Below are 19,450 nucleotides of genomic sequence, written 5' to 3'. Positions count from 1 at the left end.
TTAACCAAAGATGCACGTGTTGCCGATAGGTCAAGGCAAGCAATATAAAAATGATGTGGGAATTACAAACAAAAAAGAGGCAGGGATATAAAGAATTAGCGACGACACAATTTTCGGTATTGCGATGGAGAAATACCTTGCAAGCGAGTAAATGAATGAGTGAAGGTACTTTGTCCAGAAAAGCCTGTTAATTCAGCAATTTGACCAAAACTCAAACAACCTTGCTCAATCAAATCTTTTGCCATATCAATTCGTTTACCTAACAAATATTGATGAGGCGTGATCCCCATTTGCTCTTTGAACAACATATGAAATTGGCTTTCACCTAAATAAACGCGGCCCGCTAATTGAGCGACTGAAATTTTACGACCAAGGTGCAGATCGATATAACGATCAATCGCTTCAAGATCAAAACGAGACTCTTTGCGATGCGTTTCAAATACAGAAATATGGCGTTGCAGTAATGCCATAACGGTGTCATTGCAGGCACGGCTCAACAGTAAATCATCAGGACTCGATTGCATCTCTTTAACTAGCAATTGGATCAGCTTTTGGATTTGCCCATCCAGCTGAAAGTAAATATCCGCATTCGACAACTCATTCATTTTTTGTAGAAGCAAAGGGTCATCTCCACAGGAGATTGGAAGGTTAAGCACTAAGATATCCGACTGCCCAACGACACCACCAAACGCATGGCCAGTTCCAGAGGTAACGACACAACCTTGCCCCGGCCCCACCAAATTGCCTACACCCTGTACTTCAAACTCAGCTTGGCCTTTTAATCCGATAACGACTTGGGTATAACTATGATCATGACACTCCATGTACGAGGGTAATGTCACTAACTCTGCCGGCCTAGGCGACAAAACTTTGTCATTTTGTTGATAGTTAGATAGCTTAGCCGAAGAAAAGTCACTCATATTGCTGCATCATGGTTGAGGTTAGAAGCTGATGTTATAACAAAACTATCAGGAGCGAAAACAAAGCTGTATTTTTTTAAAAATTAAACATCAAAGTGCATATGAAGCTTAAGCTTAGGGGTGAAATGAGATCGATTTTTCAAAACGGAACAATGATCAAGTGCACATAAATTACGGTCAATGTGTGTTCAATCCCAAAACCCCTAAATAGATCGAAAATAGAGACTTGCATATTTCGCTATTAGGCTCAAAATGAAGATGCACAATTATAAAATTTACAAAATCAGTCACCTAGTAATAGATTTAAGTGAATTTTGCTATTGTTCGGAATAAATTTTGCATTATGAATACAGCTTATCCATTAAAGCTGTCAAAAGTTTGTCTTTCCCACTTTTGTGGTTAAACGTTAATTTGTTGCAGGGACCTATGATCACACGTCGCATCCCAGCGCTATTGCTTGCGCTAAGCCCTTTTTGGGTATCTGCATCGGTGTACGCGGAAGAAGTTATTCAGGTAGATCCTGTCACCGCTATCGATGAAAAAATGACTACTAAACAGACGGAAATCGACGCGATTTCTGCAGAATACGAAGCAGAGGGAGCCAAGCTTCAACAACTTAAAAATGAACATGTTCGTATTAAACGAGAAAGTGAAGAACTTGATGCTAAACGCAATCGAGCCAAGTCTGCTTTGGACAAACAATATAGCCGTCTTTTAGATGATCCAGACACAGATTTAGCCTCGTTTCAAAAGAAGTACCAAGAAACATGGGCATCAGTGAAGCAGAACCAAGCTGAAGGCCTTGAGAATAATCAAGCGATGACCGAAGTTGAAATGCGCTTGTCTCAAATCAAACAGAAGCAAGCTCGTCTCAGTAATGAGTATGCGAACCTCGAAGAGTCGCGCATTGAAGCTAGGGTCAAACGTCTCGAAGCCGAACTGCGTGAAAGTAGTGTTCTTGAAACTGGCTATAAAACCACCTGTTCAACGACAATGACACTCGGTGAGTGTTCAAATCAGGGACAGCACCTTACCAAACAAAAAGCGGTAAAAACGTTTCGGGCCAAGTTGCTTGATGACCTAACCGAATCGGTCATTGCCAAGCAAAACCTGAAAGGCGTGGAACTTAACATCCATGTACAAGATAGCCAAATTATTCGCAGTGGTTTTGAAGGCAACAACGAATACTTCACCCAAATGCAAGCTCAGCTTCAAGCGAAACCAGAAGCGGTGGCTGCGTGTAAACTGCTTAACGTGTCAACTCGATACTGTTTGAAAGGCGGCGTGTCTGAAGGTACGCAAAAAAATGACAAACAGTGGGCAAATGTGACCGTAAGGTCGGATCAATACAACGATGCCGTAACCATCAACGGTATTAACTACGGCAGTACACCTGTTGAGATTGTTTTGCCCAATGGCCGCCACCAAGTTACCGTCTCTAAAGATGGCTACGAAACCTACAACCGGGTATTAACAATTAACGGCAATGATACGGTTTGGATAAAGCTAAGACCGAATAAAGAGGGTTAATTACCTCAAAAAAACTCTGTTTTTCTGTCGTAATTCACAAAGATGCGGTTAAAACGCCATTTTGTCATTAAGTTATTGAAAGATGACTTCAGACAAAATGGTGTTTTCGTTTAGAATAGACACAATGAACTAATAACTTAACTGAAGTAGATAATAATGCGACAAGGTTTACCCGCTCTCTTATTAGCACTTTCGCCTTGCTTAGTGGCAACATCGACGATGGCAGAAGGAACGCCTTCCTCAGTAATTGCCATTGATGATGCGTTGTTTACTAAACAGTCCGAATTACAGGCAGCCCAGAAGGCCACCCATGAACAACAAGTGGTTGTGAACAACCACAACAGTGAGTTAGACAGGCTAACAAAGCAAGCCCAACTCCTTGATAAGGCACTTGCAAAAGCAAAAACTGACTTAGAACGCGATTACATGAAAATGATTGATGATCCTGAACTGGACATCATGCCTTCACAAAATGCCTACCAAGCGGCTTGGGCTAATGTAAAGCAGAATCAAAAAAACCGTTTAGAAGCTGAGCAAAAACGCCAAGAGTCAGAAGCACTGCTGGCACAAAAAAGGGCCGAGCAGAACACGGTCAGCAAAAATATCAATGAGCTAGAACAGCATAAATTACGCGCGCGAGTTGAGCGCTTAAGAGATGAACTCAAACAGAGTAGCACCGAGAAAGTTAGCTTTACTAACGCTTGTAGTGCCGATATGACATTGGCTCAATGCTCGAAACAGACCACTGACTTAGCGCTCCAGAAAGCGGTAAACCAGTATCAAACCAAGTTAATAGAGGCCACAAGTGAGGCCAAGCTCGTCCAACAACATCTGGCCAATGTCTCTTTTAATATTCATGTACTGCGCCATAAAACCGTAGATTCAGGTTTCTACAATGGCAATAAGTACAAAGCCGTACTAGATGTTCAGCTTGATGCAAGACCCGATGAAAACACACCATGTCGGTTGCTGAATGTCGAATCACAATACTGTTTCGCTCCAGGCGAATACTCAGCCAATACAGAAAAACAGAAAGAAATTGCTTGGGTTACCCTATCGATTCGCTCGAACCAATACAGTGATAAAGTCTCTATCGACAATGTAAACTATGGTAGTACTCCCGTCGAAGTGATGCTTCCAGTGGGACCGCACATGATTACGATTGAGAAAGAAGGGTATTACTCATTTAATCAAGAGCTGAAAATCACCTCAGATCATACATTAAGAGCGAACCTACGAGAAAAAGACAACCTACTTAAACCTGGACATAAATTTGCTGATTCCCTCAAAGGGGATATTAAAGCTCCTGAGTTAGTCACTTTGATCTCAGGCGAATATTTGATTGGCGAGCACGCATCGAAACAAGTTTTCCTTGATCATGCTTTCGCAATTGGTTCAACCCCCGTAACTGTGGGTCAATTTGAAACCTTTGTGAATCAAACCACCTACCAAACAGATGCTGAGCTACAAAAACTGTGCACAGCAGTCGCCGAATCTGAAATTACTCCGATTGCAGGTAGCTATTGGCGCGACCCTGGTTTTAAGCAGTTGAGCAACTCGCCAGTGGTGTGTATTAGCCAAAATGATGCGAAGGCCTATACTCGCTGGCTAAGTAAGGAAACTGGCTATAAATACCGTTTGCCGACTGAAGAAGAGTGGGAAATTGCCGCTCGCGCTGGTACACAAACAGACTATTGGTGGGGAGATGATTTCGGAACTGGGAAAGCGAATACTGGCTGGAGTGGTACACCTTGGTCAAATAAAAGCACCTCTCCTGTGAAGTCTTTCGCTCCCAATGGCCTAGGCCTTTATGATGTTGTCGGTAACGTGTGGGAATGGACAAATGACTCAAGAGGTCAAGCAAAAGGTGGAGCATGGAGCTTCTCCCCTGCAACGGCGGCGGCTTATGGTAATTTGTTTATTGCTCCTGCTACTTCGGCAAATTATGTTGGCTTCAGGGTCATTAGGGAACTTTAGGTAAGCTGAACTAGCTCAGCCATTTATATAACAAAGGGGGGAATTCCCCCCTTTGTTATTGCACTCTCGTCGTCTAAAGTGGTGTTGAATATCAAACACGTTTGATATTTGATATCCATGTGGTATCCCTATGAATTTGCAACACCCTCGCAGCATTCATAGAACCTCTTCTGCACGTCGACAAGAAGCAATTCTTGTATTTATGCCAGCCCTTCTTCAGGCTGGCTTTTTTATGTTCAAATGCCGCTATGGATTACAACCCGCCATGCCATTGGTATTATATCAATATCATTGTTAGGAGAACCCGCTATGGTCAACTTCCTCAGCGCAGAACAAATTTCATTGTTTCAACAGCTTCCGGGATATTGGGGTTGCAAAGATCTTAATTCGGTTTTTGTTTACGCAAACAATGCTTATGGCAAATTAATTGGTGTTAGTGATGCAAAACAGTGCATTGGATTAACTGACTTTGAAATGCCAAGCCCGACAACCGCTTGCGCCGCAGAATTCCAGCAACAAGATCGATGTGTAATCTCCACAAAAAAACCGTTAAAAGTGCTGGATATCCACCCCTATGCTGACGGTTCTTGGCGCGCTCATATTTTCACCAAAACCCCATGGTTCAACGCACAAGGTGAGGTTCAAGGTACAATTTTTTTCGGGCAAGAGCTAACTGATACCGCTATTTTGGAAGTAGGCCATTGGATATGCCGAGCAACAGGTTTAACGACCACACAGTATTCCACGGGTGTTCTAGAACCCATTTCCGGGCCCCTAACCACAAGAGAATCTGAAGTTCTTTTTCTTCTGCTTTACGGAAAAAAGCCCAAACACATTGCTCGGGTGATGAAGATTTCGATAAAAACAGTGGAAGGCTATGAAGCAAAATTGCGACATAAATTTGCAGCCCACAGTAAAGAGCAACTTATCGATATGGCTCTAGACCAAGGTTATGGCTCAAACATCCCCAAGACCTTGCTCAAAACGCAATTATCCGTGGTACTCAATAGTGAATGCCCCATATAAATGAGGCATTCATTGCGACTGACTTTTAACAAGTAGGCTTTAGGGCGCTAAACGTTCAGCGTCCCACTGTTGATCGTGTTGCGTAAACAAGAAGCGATCATGCAAACGATGCTCACCACCTTGCCAAAATTCTATCGATTCAACCCTAACGCGATATCCTCCCCAAAAACTCGGAACTGGGATCTCACCTTGTTCAAATTTCTTTTTTAACTCCAAGTATTTACCTTCCAAAATACCACGTGCTGAGATACGGCTGCTCTGGCGGCTCGCTATCGCGGCAATTTGGCTATCTTTAGGACGAGAAGTAAAATATTTCATGTTTTCAAAAGCCGACAATTTTTCAGCCGTTCCTGTGATGTGCACTTGTCTCTCTAATGGGTGCCAAGGAAAGTGCAAGCTGACTTTATTGTTGTGTTCAATATGCTGCGCTTTGCGACTGCCTAAATTGGTGTAGAAAACAAAACTGTCTTTTTCGACATTTTTTAATAGCACTATACGTTGGAAAGGTTGTCCATTTTCATCAACCGTTGCCACTGTCATCGCCGTGGGATCGGTAAGACCGGCATCAATGGCCTGTTGCAGCCAAAGGTTAAACTGCTCAATGGGATTTGAAAGCAAATCTTTGCGTCTTAAACCGCCTTTTATGTATTCGCGGCGGATGTCTGAAAGTTCCATCTCTGCTCCTTATGAAATTTTTGACGATTGTGCGCCTATCATCGTCATAACTCAAGAGTGCTAAGGTTCAACAAAATCAGTAATTCACAGCTAAACTCTGTAGAACGTACGCAATAGGAAGTACAATCAATTCAAATGGTGAATAGTAATCTCATGATGAGTGGCAAATCCTTAACATTTTGCTAGACAAGTAATAAAATCAAGCAACTATACCCAAACAACTTACTGTTGTAGCCTCCCTCTACAGCTTTAAGTAGAAAAGGGAAATACACTACGATTAGGCGCAAAGGATAAGCGATGAGCAACAAGAGTTATAACAAGCTCTCTTCGACAGAATTGGAGTACATAGACGACAAAACGGCGGCTCTGCTACTGAACACGCCCAACAGTGCACGTGTGATGCTCTGGGTTATGGTCTGTTTTTTTCTCTTAGCCATCGTCTGGGCCTCATGGGCACAGGTCGACAAAGTGACAGTTGGACAAGGCAAAGTCGTTCCGTCATCGCAAGTTCAAGTGGTTCAAAACTTGGAAGGAGGCTTAGTCAAACAGATATTGGTTCGCGAAGGTGAACGAGTGCAAAAAGGCCAACAACTGTTATTGATTGATGACACTCGTTTCCGCTCAGACTACCGCGAACGTGAACAACAAGTCGCTAACCTTACCGCCAGTGTTCTACAGCTATCCGCTTCCATTACTAGCGTGATGATCAACGAAGAAATTGATGATGACAACTGGCAAAATAGCGTCAAAATTGACTATAACAAACTCGCCTTTCCACCGCTGTTAACAGACAACCAACCCGATTTAGTTAATAGACAAAGGGCCGCCTACCGACAAGATCTTAATAACTTACGCAACCAACTTTCTCTTTTAGATCAACAAGTCAAACAGAAACTACAAGAGTTGGTTGAAATACAAGCACGCGTGAAAAATTTGCGCCAAAGTTATGATTTTGCGAATAAAGAGCTTGAGATAACCAAGCCTTTAGCAGACGAAGGTGTCGTGCCACGAATTGAGCTGCTGAAACTACAGCGCCAAGTAAACGATACTCGCCGTGAAATGACCACCAGCGAGCTTAACATCCCAGTATTAAAATCAGCGATTCGCGAAGCGGTGCTCAACCGTATTGATGCGGCTCAAAAGTTTCGCTCACAGCAGCAAGACAAACTGAACGAAGCCCAAGATAGACTTTCAGCAATCACAGAATCAGCCGTTGGGCTTGAAGATAAGGTAAATCGCACTGTTGTGCTATCGCCTGTGACAGGAACGATTAAGACGCTTTACGTCAACACCGTTGGCGGTGTTATCCAGCCCGGTATGGATATTGTTGAAGTAGTCCCAACTGAGGATACCTTGCTTGTTGAAGCGCAAATTGCCCCACAAGACATCGCCTTCTTAAGACCAGAGTTGCCCGCCATCGTAAAATTCAGCGCCTATGATTTCACCAAATATGGCGGCTTGGAAGGGACACTTGAGCATATCAGTGCCGACACAACTCAAGATGAAGAAGGCAAAAGCTATTATTTAGTCCGAGTAAGGACCAATCAAACCAGCTTAGGGCATGATGCTAACCTGCCTATCATCTCAGGAATGACGGCCTCTGTTGATATTATTACGGGTAAACGAACCGTGATGGATTATCTACTAAAGCCTATACTCAGTGCACAAAAAAATGCGCTAAGAGAATAAGGTTCACTTATGCTTTTTAATATATTCATGATTGACGGTTTTTGATGAAGTTTTGGCTGCCACTGGTTTTATTGCTATTTATGCCCTCATCCCCCCAAGCGCTCAACACCAAAGAGCAGCAGTGGGTCGATGCGGTCGCGCTTACCTATGGCACAAGAGCGGGAAAACGCGTCGAAACATGGCGCAAAGAAATTGCCAAGCACCAAAATGCTCCCGAACGTGACAAATTGACCGAAATAAATCGATTTTTCAATCAGCTGTACTTTGTTAATGATATCGATTTATGGGGGAAAAATGACTACTGGGCGACACCACTTGAGTTTCTAGGAAGCAACGCAGGGGATTGCGAAGATTTCACAATTGCGAAGTACTTCTCCCTGCTTGAACTGGGTATCGATGATAAAAAGTTGCGCCTCGTGTATGTTAAAGCCATTGAATTAAATCAGTTTCATATGGTTCTTGCGTACTATTCAACACCCAATGCCGAGCCCTTAATTTTAGACAATATAAACCCTGAGATTAAGCCAGCATCAACACGCCGTGATCTGTTACCGATCTACAGCTTTAACGGTAAAAATTTATGGCTAATGAAATCCAAAAATGGCCAGCTTGCAGGAGACTCTTCACGATTAAGTCTTTGGAATGACTTACGTGAACGGGAACGCTCGCTAAAATTGAATAAACCAATTGTAAGTTACGATGAGTAAGTAATATGACGCTATATAAACAACTTGTCGCGGGAATGATTGCCGTCTTCATTATGCTGATGACTTCAGTCTTTATTATTGAATTCAATACGACCCGCAACAACTTAGAGCAGCAGCAGCGCTCTGAAGTCAACAACACCATCAACACCGTCGGTTTGGCGCTGGCACCTTATTTGGAGAAGAAAGATAAGATTGCGGTTGAGTCGGTTATCAATGCCTTGTTTGATGGCAGCTCTTACTCAGTCGTACGATTGATTTTTCTAGACGATGACGAAGAGATTCTGCGATCTTACCCTGTAAAACCCAATAACGTTCCGCAATGGTTTACCAATTTACACCTGTTTGCACCGATCCATGATCAACGCGTTGTAACCAGTGGTTGGATGCAGCTTGCTGAAGTCGAAATTGTCAGCCACCCTGGCGAGGCCTATGCGCAATTATGGAAGGCGCTGATTCGGCTACTTATCGCGTTTAGCGCTATTTTTGTGATTGGCCTTGCCGCCATCGCTTTCATTCTGAAGCGCGCTTTACGCCCGCTACAGATGATTGTCGAAAAAATGGAGCAAGTCGCACGCAACCATTTTGGTGAACCGCTACCGCGGCCAGCGACCAAAGATCTGATTTATGTAGTTGATGGTATAAATAGCATGTCAGCGCAGGTTGAAAAAGCGTTCAAAGCTCAGGCGCAAGAAGCGCAGCAACTGCGTGAGCGTGCTTATATTGACCCAGTTTCTCAACTTGGCAACCGCGCCTATTACATGAGTCAACTCAGTAGCTGGCTATCAGAAAGTGCCATAGGTGGCGCTGCTATTTTGCAAGCAGAGTTTATCAAAGAGCTTTACGAAGAAAAGGGTTATGAAGCAGGCGATGGTATGGTGCGCCATTTGGCTGAGCATCTAAAAGTGTCGATTACTTCACCTGATGTGACTCTGGCACGCATTTCTACCGAAGAGTTTGGCTTTATTTTGCCCAACATGGAAGAGAGTGAACTCAAAATCATCGCCGATAGTATCATGAATTTTGTGCAAGACACTCTAGCCGACCCGACTGGCATGGCATCAGCCAAAGTCTCTTTAGGTGTTGTTCATAATAAAGAACCAAAATCTTCAACGCAGTTACTTTCCTTGCTCGACAACGCGTTAGCCATTGCAACTGCAAATCCAGAGCTGATTTACGGCTTTGTCAGCAGTGAAACCAAACAAACTGTGATGGGTAAACAGCAATGGAAAGCATTGGTTGAAGAAGCTATCCATAACGATTGGTTCAGTTTCCGTTTGCAGTCAGCCAATAATAGCTGGGGACAAACTTTCCACCGCGAAGTTTTTTCAGCGATTGAGCACGATGGCAAACGCTACAGCGCTAACCAATACTTATTTGCACTCGACCAACTCAATGCCAGCCATATTTTTGATGAATATGTTATTGAAACGATGATTCGCAAGCTCGAAACGGGAGAGATAGCCGAACCATTAGCCATTAATATCGCTCAAAGCAGCCTTTCTCAACCCAGTTTTATTCGTTGGGTCACTCAGACTCTGGCGAAGCATCGCTCTATCTGTGAGAACCTACACTTTGAAATACCGGAAAACGCATTCCTCAACTCCCCTCACCATACGGCGCTGTTTTGTAATGCCATAAGAGCCGCAGGTGCAGACTTTGGTGTCGATAACTATGGCCGGAATTTCCAATCATTAGACTACATCAACGAGTACCGTCCAAAATACGTGAAACTCGATTATCTATTTACTCACCATCTCGACGATGAAAAGCAAAAGTTCACCTTAACGTCGATTTCTCGCACAGCACACAATTTAGGAATCACCACAATTGCGTCAAGGGTAGAAACGCAAACTCAACTTGATTTCCTTTCCGAGCATTTTATAGAAGTCTTCCAAGGCTTTATTGTGGATAAATAAAAAAGGTCAGATGTAATGCAAGACACGCTACTCAATTCGCTTATCTATGTGAGTCGTTATTATGGATTGGCGAATTCCCCAGAAGCACTGATCAACGGCCTACCTTTATCAGATGGGAAACTGACGCCTTTTCTCTTTCCTCGAGCAGCCGAAAGAGCGGGGTTAATCGCCAAGGAAAATCGCTCAGCATTGGATCAAATCCCAAAATTGGTTTTCCCCGTTATCTTAATTTTAAAAGGCGGTGAAGCCTGTGTGCTCAGCAGCATCAACGAAGCGAATCAAGAAGCTGAGGTCGTCACTGCGGAGTCTGGTCTAATCCCCGTAGCTATTCCCTTAGAGGAACTGACTGAACGCTATATTGGCCGCTACTTCATGGTGAAAAAACAGTTTCGCTATGACGAGCGATCACCAGAAATATTAAAGACCCGTGATGGCCACTGGTTTTGGGGTACGTTATGGCAGTCAAAGCACATTTATCGCGATGTGTTGATCGCTTCCATTTTAATCAATTTATTTGCCATTGCGGCACCAATGTTCAGCCGTTTAGTGTATGACAAAGTCGTGCCTAACCTTGCGTTTGAAACCTTGTGGGTATTAGCGAGCGGGATTTTTGTGATCTTCTTATTCGATCTGCTCCTCAAACTACTTCGCAGTTATTTTATTGATGTAGCGGGCAAAAAATCTGACATTCTGATCTCTTCCAAGCTCTTTAGTAAAGTGATGGGGATCAGAATGGAGTCTCGTCCTCCCTCTGTCGGTGCGTTTGCACGACATTTACAAGAGTTCGAATCCATACGCGAATTCTTTACCTCAGCAACCATCTCATCATTGATTGACCTGCCATTTGCACTGCTCTTTTTAGTGCTGATCTGGCTAATGGCGGGCAGCTTAGTGCTGGTACCTATCGCCGGTGTACTGATCATTGCTATCTATTCTCTGCTCATCCAAGCACCTCTACGACGGGCGATTGAAGAGGGCTCTCGACTGGCATCACAAAAATACGCCAACCTGATTGAAAGTTTAGCTGGACTTGAAACAGTGAAACTCTTTGGCGCTCAAAGTCAGTTTCAGTATCGCTGGGAAGAAGCGGTCGCGCACATGGCGAACTGGAACATTAAAAGCCGTCGAATTACTGATGGTATTCAAAATACTGCCGGTTTTGTTCAGCAAGCCGCGAACGTTGGCATGATCATCTTAGGCGTCTATCTGATATCCAACGGCGATTTAACCATGGGTGGGCTCATCGCGGCAACCATGCTCAGCGGCCGTGCGATTGGCCCAATGGTGCAACTATCATTACTTTCAACACGCTACAACCAAGCCAAATCGTCCTTAAAAATCATTGAGCAAGTGATGCAAATGCCCGATGAGCAAGAAGAAGGTAAACGCTATATTCATCGTCCGATTGTGCAAGGTAAAATTGAGCTAGACAAAATCACTTTTCACTACCCTAATGCGCCTGTTGCATCAATACGTGACTTAAGTATAACGATTCATCCGGGTGAAAAAGTAGCGATCATAGGCCGCATCGGCTCAGGGAAGACCACCTTAGAGCGCCTTATTATGGGGTTATATCAACCGACCGAGGGGAATGTTCGTATTGATGACACCGATATCGCGCAACTGCATCACATTGATGTGAGACGTAATATTGGTTGTGTACCTCAAGACAGCAACCTATTTTACGGTTCAATTCGCGATAACATTACGCTCGGGCGTCCCTTAGTTGATGATAGAGATGTGATGGATGCCGCCAACCGAGCGGGAGTTACCGCGTTCACACAGCAAGACCCCGCGGGGTTAGAACGACAAGTGGGTGAAGGCGGCTTGTTGTTGTCTGGTGGTCAGAGGCAAGCGGTAGCCATTGCTCGTGCATTGCTCGGACGCCCACCCGTTTTGCTACTTGATGAGCCCACCAGCGCCATGGACAATCGCTCTGAAATGCACATCAAACATCAACTGTCTCAATTGACACCAAGTGAGACGTTAATATTAATTACTCATAAAACGTCAATGCTCGATGTGGTTGATCGCGTCATTGTGATGGAGAAAGGCTGTGTCATTGCCGATGGTCCTAAATCGATGGTGTTAAACGATCTCAAACAGGGCAAAGTGAGATCAGTGCAATAGCCACCTTACTAGAAATAGCATAATCAGCAAAAAACGAGGCAAAATGCCTCGTTTTTTGCTTAGCACTCTGAGATAAGAATGTTAGATCCCTCCGACATCTTCATCTTCAAGCATCGAAGCACATTTAATCTCATACTGGTTAAATGAGAAGATACTAGCGCCATGAGCCCGCTTGGTGATGATCCGCTCATCATCAAATTGCACCGAAACATGGGTATAAACTTTATTTTTGACTTCGATCGTATTCATTTCGAGCAATTGCTCAAACTCCTCTCCCAGCATATCCAACGCCAATTTTGCTTTTTCTAAACGATCATTAGTCTGTTTCTTAAATTCATCAATTTTTAGCAGTTCCTCTTCCAAGCGTTCCGCTTTAGGCTTTTTCTTAAATTCAATCTCACGGCGGATCACTTCCATCGTCGCTTCTTGCGCTTGTTTATAATGCTCTTTGTGTTTCGCGACCCGTTCTTTATACACAGCATAACGAGCAAAAGCCTGCACAGCCGTGGCGGTATCGCCTTCAACGCCTAGATTGAAGCAAACGATCTTACCACCAACTTTCGCGTGGCCACCGCTGAGTGTGCCTTGCTTCTCTTTACTATCTAATACTTTTAGATCATTGCCACAGCGCAATTCATTACTCATGCTGTGAACCGCTAAATTAATATCATCTGCCGCTTGCAGTTCGCTAAATTGAGCATAGTTAGCCGTGATAGAGCCTCCTGATTTGATAATGCACGTTCTTGCTTCATCATCAAACACCGTATGGCCAATAATGCCTTTACCAACATCAATATTACCTTGGGCTTGAACATCAGCAGACTCAACAAACCCACCGATGGTGATTGAGCCCGTCGCTCTCACGATCATCCCAGGCTCGACATCGCCCGTGATGACAACACATCCTTTAAATTTCACGTGGCCAGTCGCTACACTGACGTTGTTTAAACATAAAGCGTTATCGACATCAACCGTTTTACTTTTCAGGATAGGCATGCCTGCTTGACTGGCCAGTAGCACATTCGGGTCATTGGGTGAGATGTAAGACCCCTTTCCTGCAACTAAGGCCGAGTCTTTACCTGGTTTAGGATCCAGCACTTTTCCCTGCACGGTATAGCCTGGCGTTCCTTTGGTTGCAGGAATTCGACGCATCACTTCATCATCTTGACCAACAGTGATGGTTTCACCTAAGTTGCGCATATCAATTTTGTTCTGTCCTTGCTTTTTGGTCGGTGCTAACACGCGCTTACTGACATCCTCAACCAAAGGAACAAATTGTGCGTCTTTACCTTGAATGGGTTCGCGCCCCTGCGCAACAGGCTGAGTGTATACTTCCCCTGGCTTCAAGGTATTACTTACCATTAACACTTTCTTTAAAGCCAGTTTGTTGATGCCTTTTGTCACGTGGGAATGAGCCAATGCATACACCAACTCACTACCGCGCAATGCTCTGCCACCATATGCACCCGTCACGACCATGCTGGCTAACATATCTCGATCACTAAATTCAATCTCAACCGAAGCGTTCTTTTTCTCTGCAATGGTTATTCCAGAGAATGCTTCACCCTTACCCTCTTTTGCACAGTTGATAAAGCGGGTAACTTCAGTTTCATTTAAGAAAAATGTCGATGCAGATAACTCAAACAATGCTTCTTTCAAGCCTGCTTGGTCAAAATTTTTGTCGATGGACTCCGTCCCAGGCAACTGGGCAATGACTTGTTTTTTGTCCTCTGAAAGCGAAATTAAGCGTTTCCACATACTACTTAACCCATATGGTTAGATTCCGTTCGTATGGCAGTGTATACAATTTACAGTATGGACTAAATCTTTAGGCAACCAAATTAAGGGCTACATCACTTAGTCACGACGAAACGAACCATATAACCTAAAAATAAACGAAAGAATGAGTTACGCAGAATTTTACAGTGTAAATAATCTGTTCAGTATTAAGACAATATCGGAAAATCATGTTTACTGTTAAAGGCGTAAGTCACCTTAACAGTGCAACCATCTTTTGAATATTCCAATGACTCACACAATTTAGAGACCAAAATAATCCCTCGACCGTGTGTACAGTTGCCGTCTGCAACCGTATGTTGGTAGTCAAAGCCTTCGCCATTATGCTCAAGTGAAAAGCTCAATTGTCCCACCGTTGGGTCATAATCAATGTCTAGTTTAATCCATAACGATTCATCTAACTCATCCATACACTCTTCACGTCGTTGGTAAAAAGTGAGAAATCCATCTGGGTCATCTTTTAGTGAAGAATTAAGTTTTAATAACCCATGCTCAATGGCATTAGCAAACAGTTCTGACAATACAGAGCAAACGAGGTCAAGATGCTCGCCACCACTGATAAAACCGCGAACAATGTTACGCATCTCGACCATAATTGAAATCTTTTTAAGAATTGAAGCAGGAAAAAAGAGATGGCTTTGCATTGGTATATGGCTAAGAAACTGTTTTTTTTGCGACGCTAATATTTCATTATTATTGGTAATTGGAAATGTCATTGAAAGAATTGAGAGATCATCACCATGGCCACGATTGGAAAACTGGCATACTTCATCGTACAAATCTGAAATCTGAGTCTTACCGTTCCGTTGCAAAACTTGTTCGAGTCGCAACTGGCCAAATTGTTCCCCGTTTTCATTCATCGCTTCGGTAATACCATCGGTATAACAGAGGATAGTTTGGTTAGGTTTTAATTTGAGATGAACTAAATTTACTTCAAATTCATCAGCATCCAGAACTCCCAGTGGCATATGTGTGGAAACGAGACGACGAACGATGTTGCTCTCTTCATCCAGTAAATAACCATCCGGCAAACCACCTCCCCACCACGAAACCTCGAAGCCGTTGGCTCGTATCTCAAATACACTGGCCGCAAGCATCATGCCAACAGGCAAAAACTTTACTAGCGCACTATTAAGTTCAGCGACCATTTCGCCAAGCGACATCCCCTTTTCAGCCATTGAAAAAAAAGTACGCGTAGCAGGGATCGTTGAAATCGCGGCAGGTAATCCATGCCCAGTGGCATCAGCGATCATGATGTAGACGCCACCATAGGGCCGGTTCGCCACAATGATGAGATCACCATTAAAAATGGTCGAAGGTGTGGAGATATAACTGATGCCATAGATATTGCTGACTTTTGCACTCATCTCCTCCATTAAGTTGGTGAAAATGGATTCGGCGATGGCATAGTCATATTGTACTTGTTCGTTGAAATAATTGAGTTTATCTCGCTGTTGAGTAACTTCATTATGCATTTTCACAATACGGTAATGAGCCTGCACTTTAGCGAGCAGCACGCTTCGCTCTACTGGTTTAAGAATAAAATCATCGCCCAGCGATAAGCAACGTTCAAACGAATCATGATCATCAAGCACGGTCAAAAATATAATTGGGATATGGTGATTTGGAAAAGAGTCGCGGATCTCTTTTGCGGTGGTGAAACCATCTTTAACTGGCATCATCACATCCAACAAAATAACGTCGGGTAAGACGTCCATGACGAGCATCGCCTCAACAGCATCAGCACCATTTTCGAAGGTATCTATGTGCTCAACAATAGGCGATAAAATAAACCGACAGAGCTCTCTATTTGATTTATGGTCATCAACAATCGTTACGCGCATCGGCTCACTCCTTAAGCATTATTCGATACTAAATTTTTTATCAAATCGAGAAATCAGTAAGATTTTCCTTATTTGGGGTAAAGTATTGGTAATTCGGATCATGCCATCACTTTGCTCAAGATATTTCTGCATATTGAGCAGCATGCCAAGACCAGCACTGTCAATATAGTCCACCTTGCGTAAATCAATGGTGAATCTAAAACCTCGATAGGGTGAATAACTATTACGAAATTCTTTAACTAGGTTAAAGCCAAAAGCACCATCAATCGCGATAGTAATGTGTTTCGCATTGCTATCTATTTCAGTTTCTATACTCATCGTACTCCCTCCTAGAAAAGCTCGACTTCGCCTTCGTCCATATTAGTTTGGATTGCGGCGGGACCACTTCGATTGTGCAGGCGCTCTGTCAATTGGTGAAGTTGTTCTGCCCATGCTGCTTTAGTCATGCTTTGTGTTAGTAAAGCGTTCAATAGCTCATTTGCTTCTTGCAAATAATCAATAGACGCATGCGCATAATCACTTTGTTGAACCACAATGTCAGCAAATTGAAGGGCACGGACGCCATTACTCACTTGCTGGGTTAATTCTTGTCCTAATTCTTGAATTTTTTGCACTTCTTGCTCTATTTCTATATTCACTTGTTGGACACCACGCAGCATGTGGTCCACTTTCTCTTTCGACTCAATCACGTGAGTCATATCTATCGATGCCATTTCGCCAACGGTTTTGTTTGCTCTTTGTACTGTTTGTTGAGCAACATTAATTTCTGATTCAATTTGAGTATTCAGTGCTCTTGCTTTAACCGACAAGTCGCGCACCTCTTGAGCCACGACCGCGAAGCCTCGCCCTGCCTCGCCCGCTCGCGCCGCTTCAATCGCCGCATTCAGCGCCAATAAGTTGGTCTGTTCCGATAGGCTTCTCACTTGATTTAACAGTTTAAATACCATATCCAATTTTTCTGACATGTCGTGAATGCTGTGTACCGCTGAAATACTTTTCTCCGAAATATCAATCAGAATTTGTACAAAGCCATCAATAATCGCCTCAGTCTTTGGTAGTACGGTGGTGAGATCATATTCGCTGCCTTGGTTTGCCAATAAATTATTGACCAAGGTACTTGAGACGTGACTCTGTTTTTGGCTGATATCTTGCAAGCCAAAAAATGCGTTATTTAATGTCTCTACTGAACCTTCAATCACGGTGTGCTGCATGGTTAAAGGGCTACTCACTTTAGGTAGCGTCTCTTTGAACAGTTTTTCAATACTCTGTAGATGTTGCTGCGTTTCAAGAGTGGACTCTTCTTCAACCTTATTTTGGTTGGCTTTAGCTTTGTTTTGTTCACTAAAATTCATAGACAATACTAGCCAAGGTATTGCTGCCGCAAAAATCATTAGCCCCATGCTCCATAAATTAGGGGAGTGAAGCATGACGGCAAAAAGGGCCATTAGCTGCAAAACTAAAGCTAAAATATATTTTGCTTTTGGTGTCACTGTTTTATTTATCATCACCCATTCCTTGCTTCTCTATGTTGAGCTTATTTAATGAGACAACACTAGCGATAGAGTTCATCACAAATCCATTGTGGTATGGCATTTAACGCTTTGATATTCTGCGTTGCGCCAATCTCTACTGCCGCTTTGGGCATTCCCCACACCACTGATGTTTTTTCGTCTTGAGCTAAAGTCAATGCGCCACACAACTTCATTTTGAGCATGCCTTGCGCTCCATCTTTACCCATCCCGGTTAAGAGGATACCGATGGCTTTGTCTCCCACATTTTCAGCAACCGTATCAAACATCACATCTACTGAGGGTTTATGACGATTGACCGCAGGTCTATCGTCAACTTGACAGTAAAGGTGAGTGCCTTTTTTTATCACCATCAGATGCTTATCTCCGGGAGCAACATAAGCGCATCCATTCACTAAAGGTGCTTGATTAGCGGACAACTCTCTCACCTCTACGGCGCTACAAAGATTCAAACGCTCTGCAAAGGGGCGAGTAAACATCGCACTGATATGTTGAGTGATCACGATCGGTGGCAACCCTGCTGGTAAAACAGAGAATATGCTTTTTAATGCTTCTGTTCCGCCCGTTGAGGCTCCAATCGCGATCAACTGATAACGCGCCTCTTGGTGGCTAGCCGCTATCAGTTCGACCTGATTAACCGCCGCAGAATGATGCGATTGAACGACATTGGCCCCTGCCGCCATTTTTATTTTGTCGTTCACCAGCTCCCTATAACTTGCCATTTCAGCCGTGTTTTCGACCGACGGTTTAGGGAAGTAATCCACTGCACCAAGCTCTAATGCTTCTAACGTGGCTTGAGCGCCATGCTGGGTCAAGGTTGAAATCATCACTACCGGCATAGGGCGTAACCGCATAATATTTTTTAAAAATTGCACGCCATTCATTTTTGGCATTTCAATATCTAGCGTTAGCACATCAGGGTTGTGCTGCTTGATAAGCTCTCGGGCTTGGTAAGGATCTTGTGCCATTGCGACGACGTCTAACATAGGGTCAGCATTAATCAGCTCGCAGAGCAGTGCTCTAAAAACGGGAGAATCATCGACAATCAGCACTTTGATTTTTTTCATTTAAATAGCTCCACATCATCACTCTCTTTATGCGCTTTACGATCCAACTGTGTGGCATAAACCTTTTCTTGAAAACTTAACCGGCTCACTTCGGTCAATGGAATTCTTTTTAGCCACACTTTACCTGTCATGGGTTCGAAAATGACTTTTCTCGGTTCGTCCCCCCCCAAGTCACTGGCTTCGACAATAAGCCTTTCTTGCTCAACATAGTTTTTGATGAAATCTATGTTTTTCTGGCCAATCATGGCTTTAAAACCCAGCATTTGTGCTCCACCAAAGAGTTTTACTCGTAAGCGCTGACGCTCAGCCCCCATTTTGATCAACTGATTAATCAGTAGCTCCATCGCATAGCAACCATAACGAGAGGCGGTTGAAGCAATATCATCAGGATGCCAGTGATCAATTTGTGAATGCTGATCAAAAGGCAATAAAAAATGGTTCATCCCTCCAACTTTGGCCGCTTGGTCCCACATACAGGCGGTAACGCAAGAACCTAAACCGGTACAAATGACCTCTTGTCGCATCGTACAGTACAACCCACCGGGCAAAACCTTTACCCAATCCACTTTTTGTTGGGGATGATAAAATCGGCTGAAATTCCGATTGTCGGTTGCCAAATGCATCGCCAACGAGGTCATTAATT

The 19,450-nt window shown here is 43.6% G+C and carries 15 protein-coding genes; 7 read left to right on the top strand and 8 right to left on the bottom strand.

Annotated elements, in window-relative coordinates; genetic code table 11:
* Positions 1 to 95: 95 nt before the first annotated feature.
* Complete coding sequence (locus AACV12_RS13715) at positions 96 to 920, bottom strand: AraC family transcriptional regulator (RefSeq protein WP_017042345.1); 825 nt, start codon at positions 918 to 920, stop codon at positions 96 to 98.
* A gap of 426 nt (positions 921 to 1,346) precedes the next feature.
* Here AACV12_RS13715 and AACV12_RS13710 point away from each other — a divergent pair, with 426 nt between their 5' ends.
* From AACV12_RS13710 to AACV12_RS13700, 3 genes are all read left to right on the top strand, one after another.
* Positions 1,347 to 2,450 (top strand): PEGA domain-containing protein, encoded by a 1,104-nt coding sequence (locus AACV12_RS13710; protein WP_026028446.1) that lies wholly within the window; start codon positions 1,347 to 1,349, stop codon positions 2,448 to 2,450.
* A gap of 156 nt (positions 2,451 to 2,606) precedes the next feature.
* Positions 2,607 to 4,427 (top strand): SUMF1/EgtB/PvdO family nonheme iron enzyme, encoded by a 1,821-nt coding sequence (locus AACV12_RS13705; protein WP_170900529.1) that lies wholly within the window; start codon positions 2,607 to 2,609, stop codon positions 4,425 to 4,427.
* A gap of 309 nt (positions 4,428 to 4,736) precedes the next feature.
* Complete coding sequence (locus AACV12_RS13700) at positions 4,737 to 5,453, top strand: helix-turn-helix transcriptional regulator (RefSeq protein WP_017042342.1); 717 nt, start codon at positions 4,737 to 4,739, stop codon at positions 5,451 to 5,453.
* A gap of 39 nt (positions 5,454 to 5,492) precedes the next feature.
* Here AACV12_RS13700 and pdxH read toward each other — a convergent pair whose 3' ends face one another.
* Entirely contained in the window at positions 5,493 to 6,128 is a 636-nt protein-coding gene (gene pdxH / locus AACV12_RS13695) for a pyridoxamine 5'-phosphate oxidase (protein ID WP_017042341.1), read from the bottom strand.
* 297 nt (positions 6,129 to 6,425) lie between these two features.
* On the opposite strand from pdxH, the gene AACV12_RS13690 reads away from it, so the two are divergent.
* From AACV12_RS13690 to AACV12_RS13675, 4 genes are read left to right on the top strand one after another with little or no spacing between them, the layout of a single operon-like run.
* Positions 6,426 to 7,817, top strand: a complete 1,392-nt coding sequence (locus AACV12_RS13690) for an HlyD family type I secretion periplasmic adaptor subunit (RefSeq protein WP_064626518.1) — start codon at positions 6,426 to 6,428, stop codon at positions 7,815 to 7,817.
* A 44-nt stretch (positions 7,818 to 7,861) separates the two neighbouring features.
* Positions 7,862 to 8,524, top strand: a complete 663-nt coding sequence (locus AACV12_RS13685) for a transglutaminase-like cysteine peptidase (protein WP_026027195.1) — start codon at positions 7,862 to 7,864, stop codon at positions 8,522 to 8,524.
* A 5-nt stretch (positions 8,525 to 8,529) separates the two neighbouring features.
* A complete protein-coding gene (locus AACV12_RS13680) occupies positions 8,530 to 10,440 on the top strand; it encodes a bifunctional diguanylate cyclase/phosphodiesterase (RefSeq protein ID WP_105977647.1) in 1,911 nt (636 codons plus the stop codon).
* A 15-nt stretch (positions 10,441 to 10,455) separates the two neighbouring features.
* On the top strand, positions 10,456 to 12,570 hold the full coding sequence (locus AACV12_RS13675) for a type I secretion system permease/ATPase (RefSeq protein ID WP_013868207.1): 2,115 nt from the start codon (positions 10,456 to 10,458) through the stop codon (positions 12,568 to 12,570).
* Positions 12,571 to 12,651: 81 nt separating this feature from the next.
* Here AACV12_RS13675 and AACV12_RS13670 read toward each other — a convergent pair whose 3' ends face one another.
* From AACV12_RS13670 to AACV12_RS13645, 6 genes are all read right to left on the bottom strand, one after another.
* Positions 12,652 to 14,328, bottom strand: coding sequence for a DUF342 domain-containing protein (locus AACV12_RS13670; RefSeq protein WP_013868208.1), 1,677 nt, complete (start codon positions 14,326 to 14,328; stop codon positions 12,652 to 12,654).
* Positions 14,329 to 14,516: 188 nt separating this feature from the next.
* The gene (locus AACV12_RS13665; RefSeq protein ID WP_017044934.1) at positions 14,517 to 16,211 is read right to left on the bottom strand and encodes an ATP-binding SpoIIE family protein phosphatase; all 1,695 of its coding nucleotides are present in this window, start codon (positions 16,209 to 16,211) and stop codon (positions 14,517 to 14,519) included.
* Positions 16,212 to 16,229: 18 nt separating this feature from the next.
* On the bottom strand, positions 16,230 to 16,529 hold the full coding sequence (locus AACV12_RS13660) for an STAS domain-containing protein (RefSeq protein WP_013868210.1): 300 nt from the start codon (positions 16,527 to 16,529) through the stop codon (positions 16,230 to 16,232).
* An 11-nt stretch (positions 16,530 to 16,540) separates the two neighbouring features.
* Positions 16,541 to 17,719 (bottom strand): methyl-accepting chemotaxis protein, encoded by a 1,179-nt coding sequence (locus AACV12_RS13655; protein WP_017046870.1) that lies wholly within the window; start codon positions 17,717 to 17,719, stop codon positions 16,541 to 16,543.
* A 44-nt stretch (positions 17,720 to 17,763) separates the two neighbouring features.
* Positions 17,764 to 18,807, bottom strand: coding sequence for a protein-glutamate methylesterase/protein-glutamine glutaminase (locus AACV12_RS13650; RefSeq protein ID WP_017042334.1), 1,044 nt, complete (start codon positions 18,805 to 18,807; stop codon positions 17,764 to 17,766).
* Entirely contained in the window at positions 18,804 to 19,445 is a 642-nt protein-coding gene (locus AACV12_RS13645; RefSeq protein WP_013868213.1) for a chemotaxis protein CheD, read from the bottom strand. The genes AACV12_RS13650 and AACV12_RS13645 overlap by 4 nt, the downstream gene beginning before the upstream one ends.
* Positions 19,446 to 19,450: the final 5 nt, after the last annotated feature.

This window comes from Vibrio sp. 2-2(8) (assembly GCF_963888495.1).
In the GTDB taxonomy this organism is placed as follows: Bacteria; Pseudomonadota; Gammaproteobacteria; order Enterobacterales; family Vibrionaceae; genus Vibrio; species Vibrio anguillarum.
This window is presented reverse-complemented; position numbering and strand designations above follow the sequence as displayed.

Coding starts and splice junctions, on each gene's coding strand:
- AACV12_RS13715 (WP_017042345.1), bottom strand. CDS start 920: ATGAGTGACTTTTCTTCGGCTAAGCTATCTAACTATCAACAAAATGAC.
- AACV12_RS13675 (WP_013868207.1), top strand. CDS start 10,456: ATGCAAGACACGCTACTCAATTCGCTTATCTATGTGAGTCGTTATTAT.
- AACV12_RS13685 (WP_026027195.1), top strand. CDS start 7,862: ATGAAGTTTTGGCTGCCACTGGTTTTATTGCTATTTATGCCCTCATCC.
- AACV12_RS13650 (WP_017042334.1), bottom strand. CDS start 18,807: ATGAAAAAAATCAAAGTGCTGATTGTCGATGATTCTCCCGTTTTTAGA.
- AACV12_RS13660 (WP_013868210.1), bottom strand. CDS start 16,529: ATGAGTATAGAAACTGAAATAGATAGCAATGCGAAACACATTACTATC.
- AACV12_RS13645 (WP_013868213.1), bottom strand. CDS start 19,445: ATGACCTCGTTGGCGATGCATTTGGCAACCGACAATCGGAATTTCAGC.
- AACV12_RS13680 (WP_105977647.1), top strand. CDS start 8,530: ATGACGCTATATAAACAACTTGTCGCGGGAATGATTGCCGTCTTCATT.
- AACV12_RS13700 (WP_017042342.1), top strand. CDS start 4,737: ATGGTCAACTTCCTCAGCGCAGAACAAATTTCATTGTTTCAACAGCTT.
- AACV12_RS13665 (WP_017044934.1), bottom strand. CDS start 16,211: ATGCGCGTAACGATTGTTGATGACCATAAATCAAATAGAGAGCTCTGT.
- AACV12_RS13670 (WP_013868208.1), bottom strand. CDS start 14,328: ATGTGGAAACGCTTAATTTCGCTTTCAGAGGACAAAAAACAAGTCATT.
- AACV12_RS13710 (WP_026028446.1), top strand. CDS start 1,347: ATGATCACACGTCGCATCCCAGCGCTATTGCTTGCGCTAAGCCCTTTT.
- AACV12_RS13690 (WP_064626518.1), top strand. CDS start 6,426: ATGAGCAACAAGAGTTATAACAAGCTCTCTTCGACAGAATTGGAGTAC.
- pdxH (WP_017042341.1), bottom strand. CDS start 6,128: ATGGAACTTTCAGACATCCGCCGCGAATACATAAAAGGCGGTTTAAGA.
- AACV12_RS13705 (WP_170900529.1), top strand. CDS start 2,607: ATGCGACAAGGTTTACCCGCTCTCTTATTAGCACTTTCGCCTTGCTTA.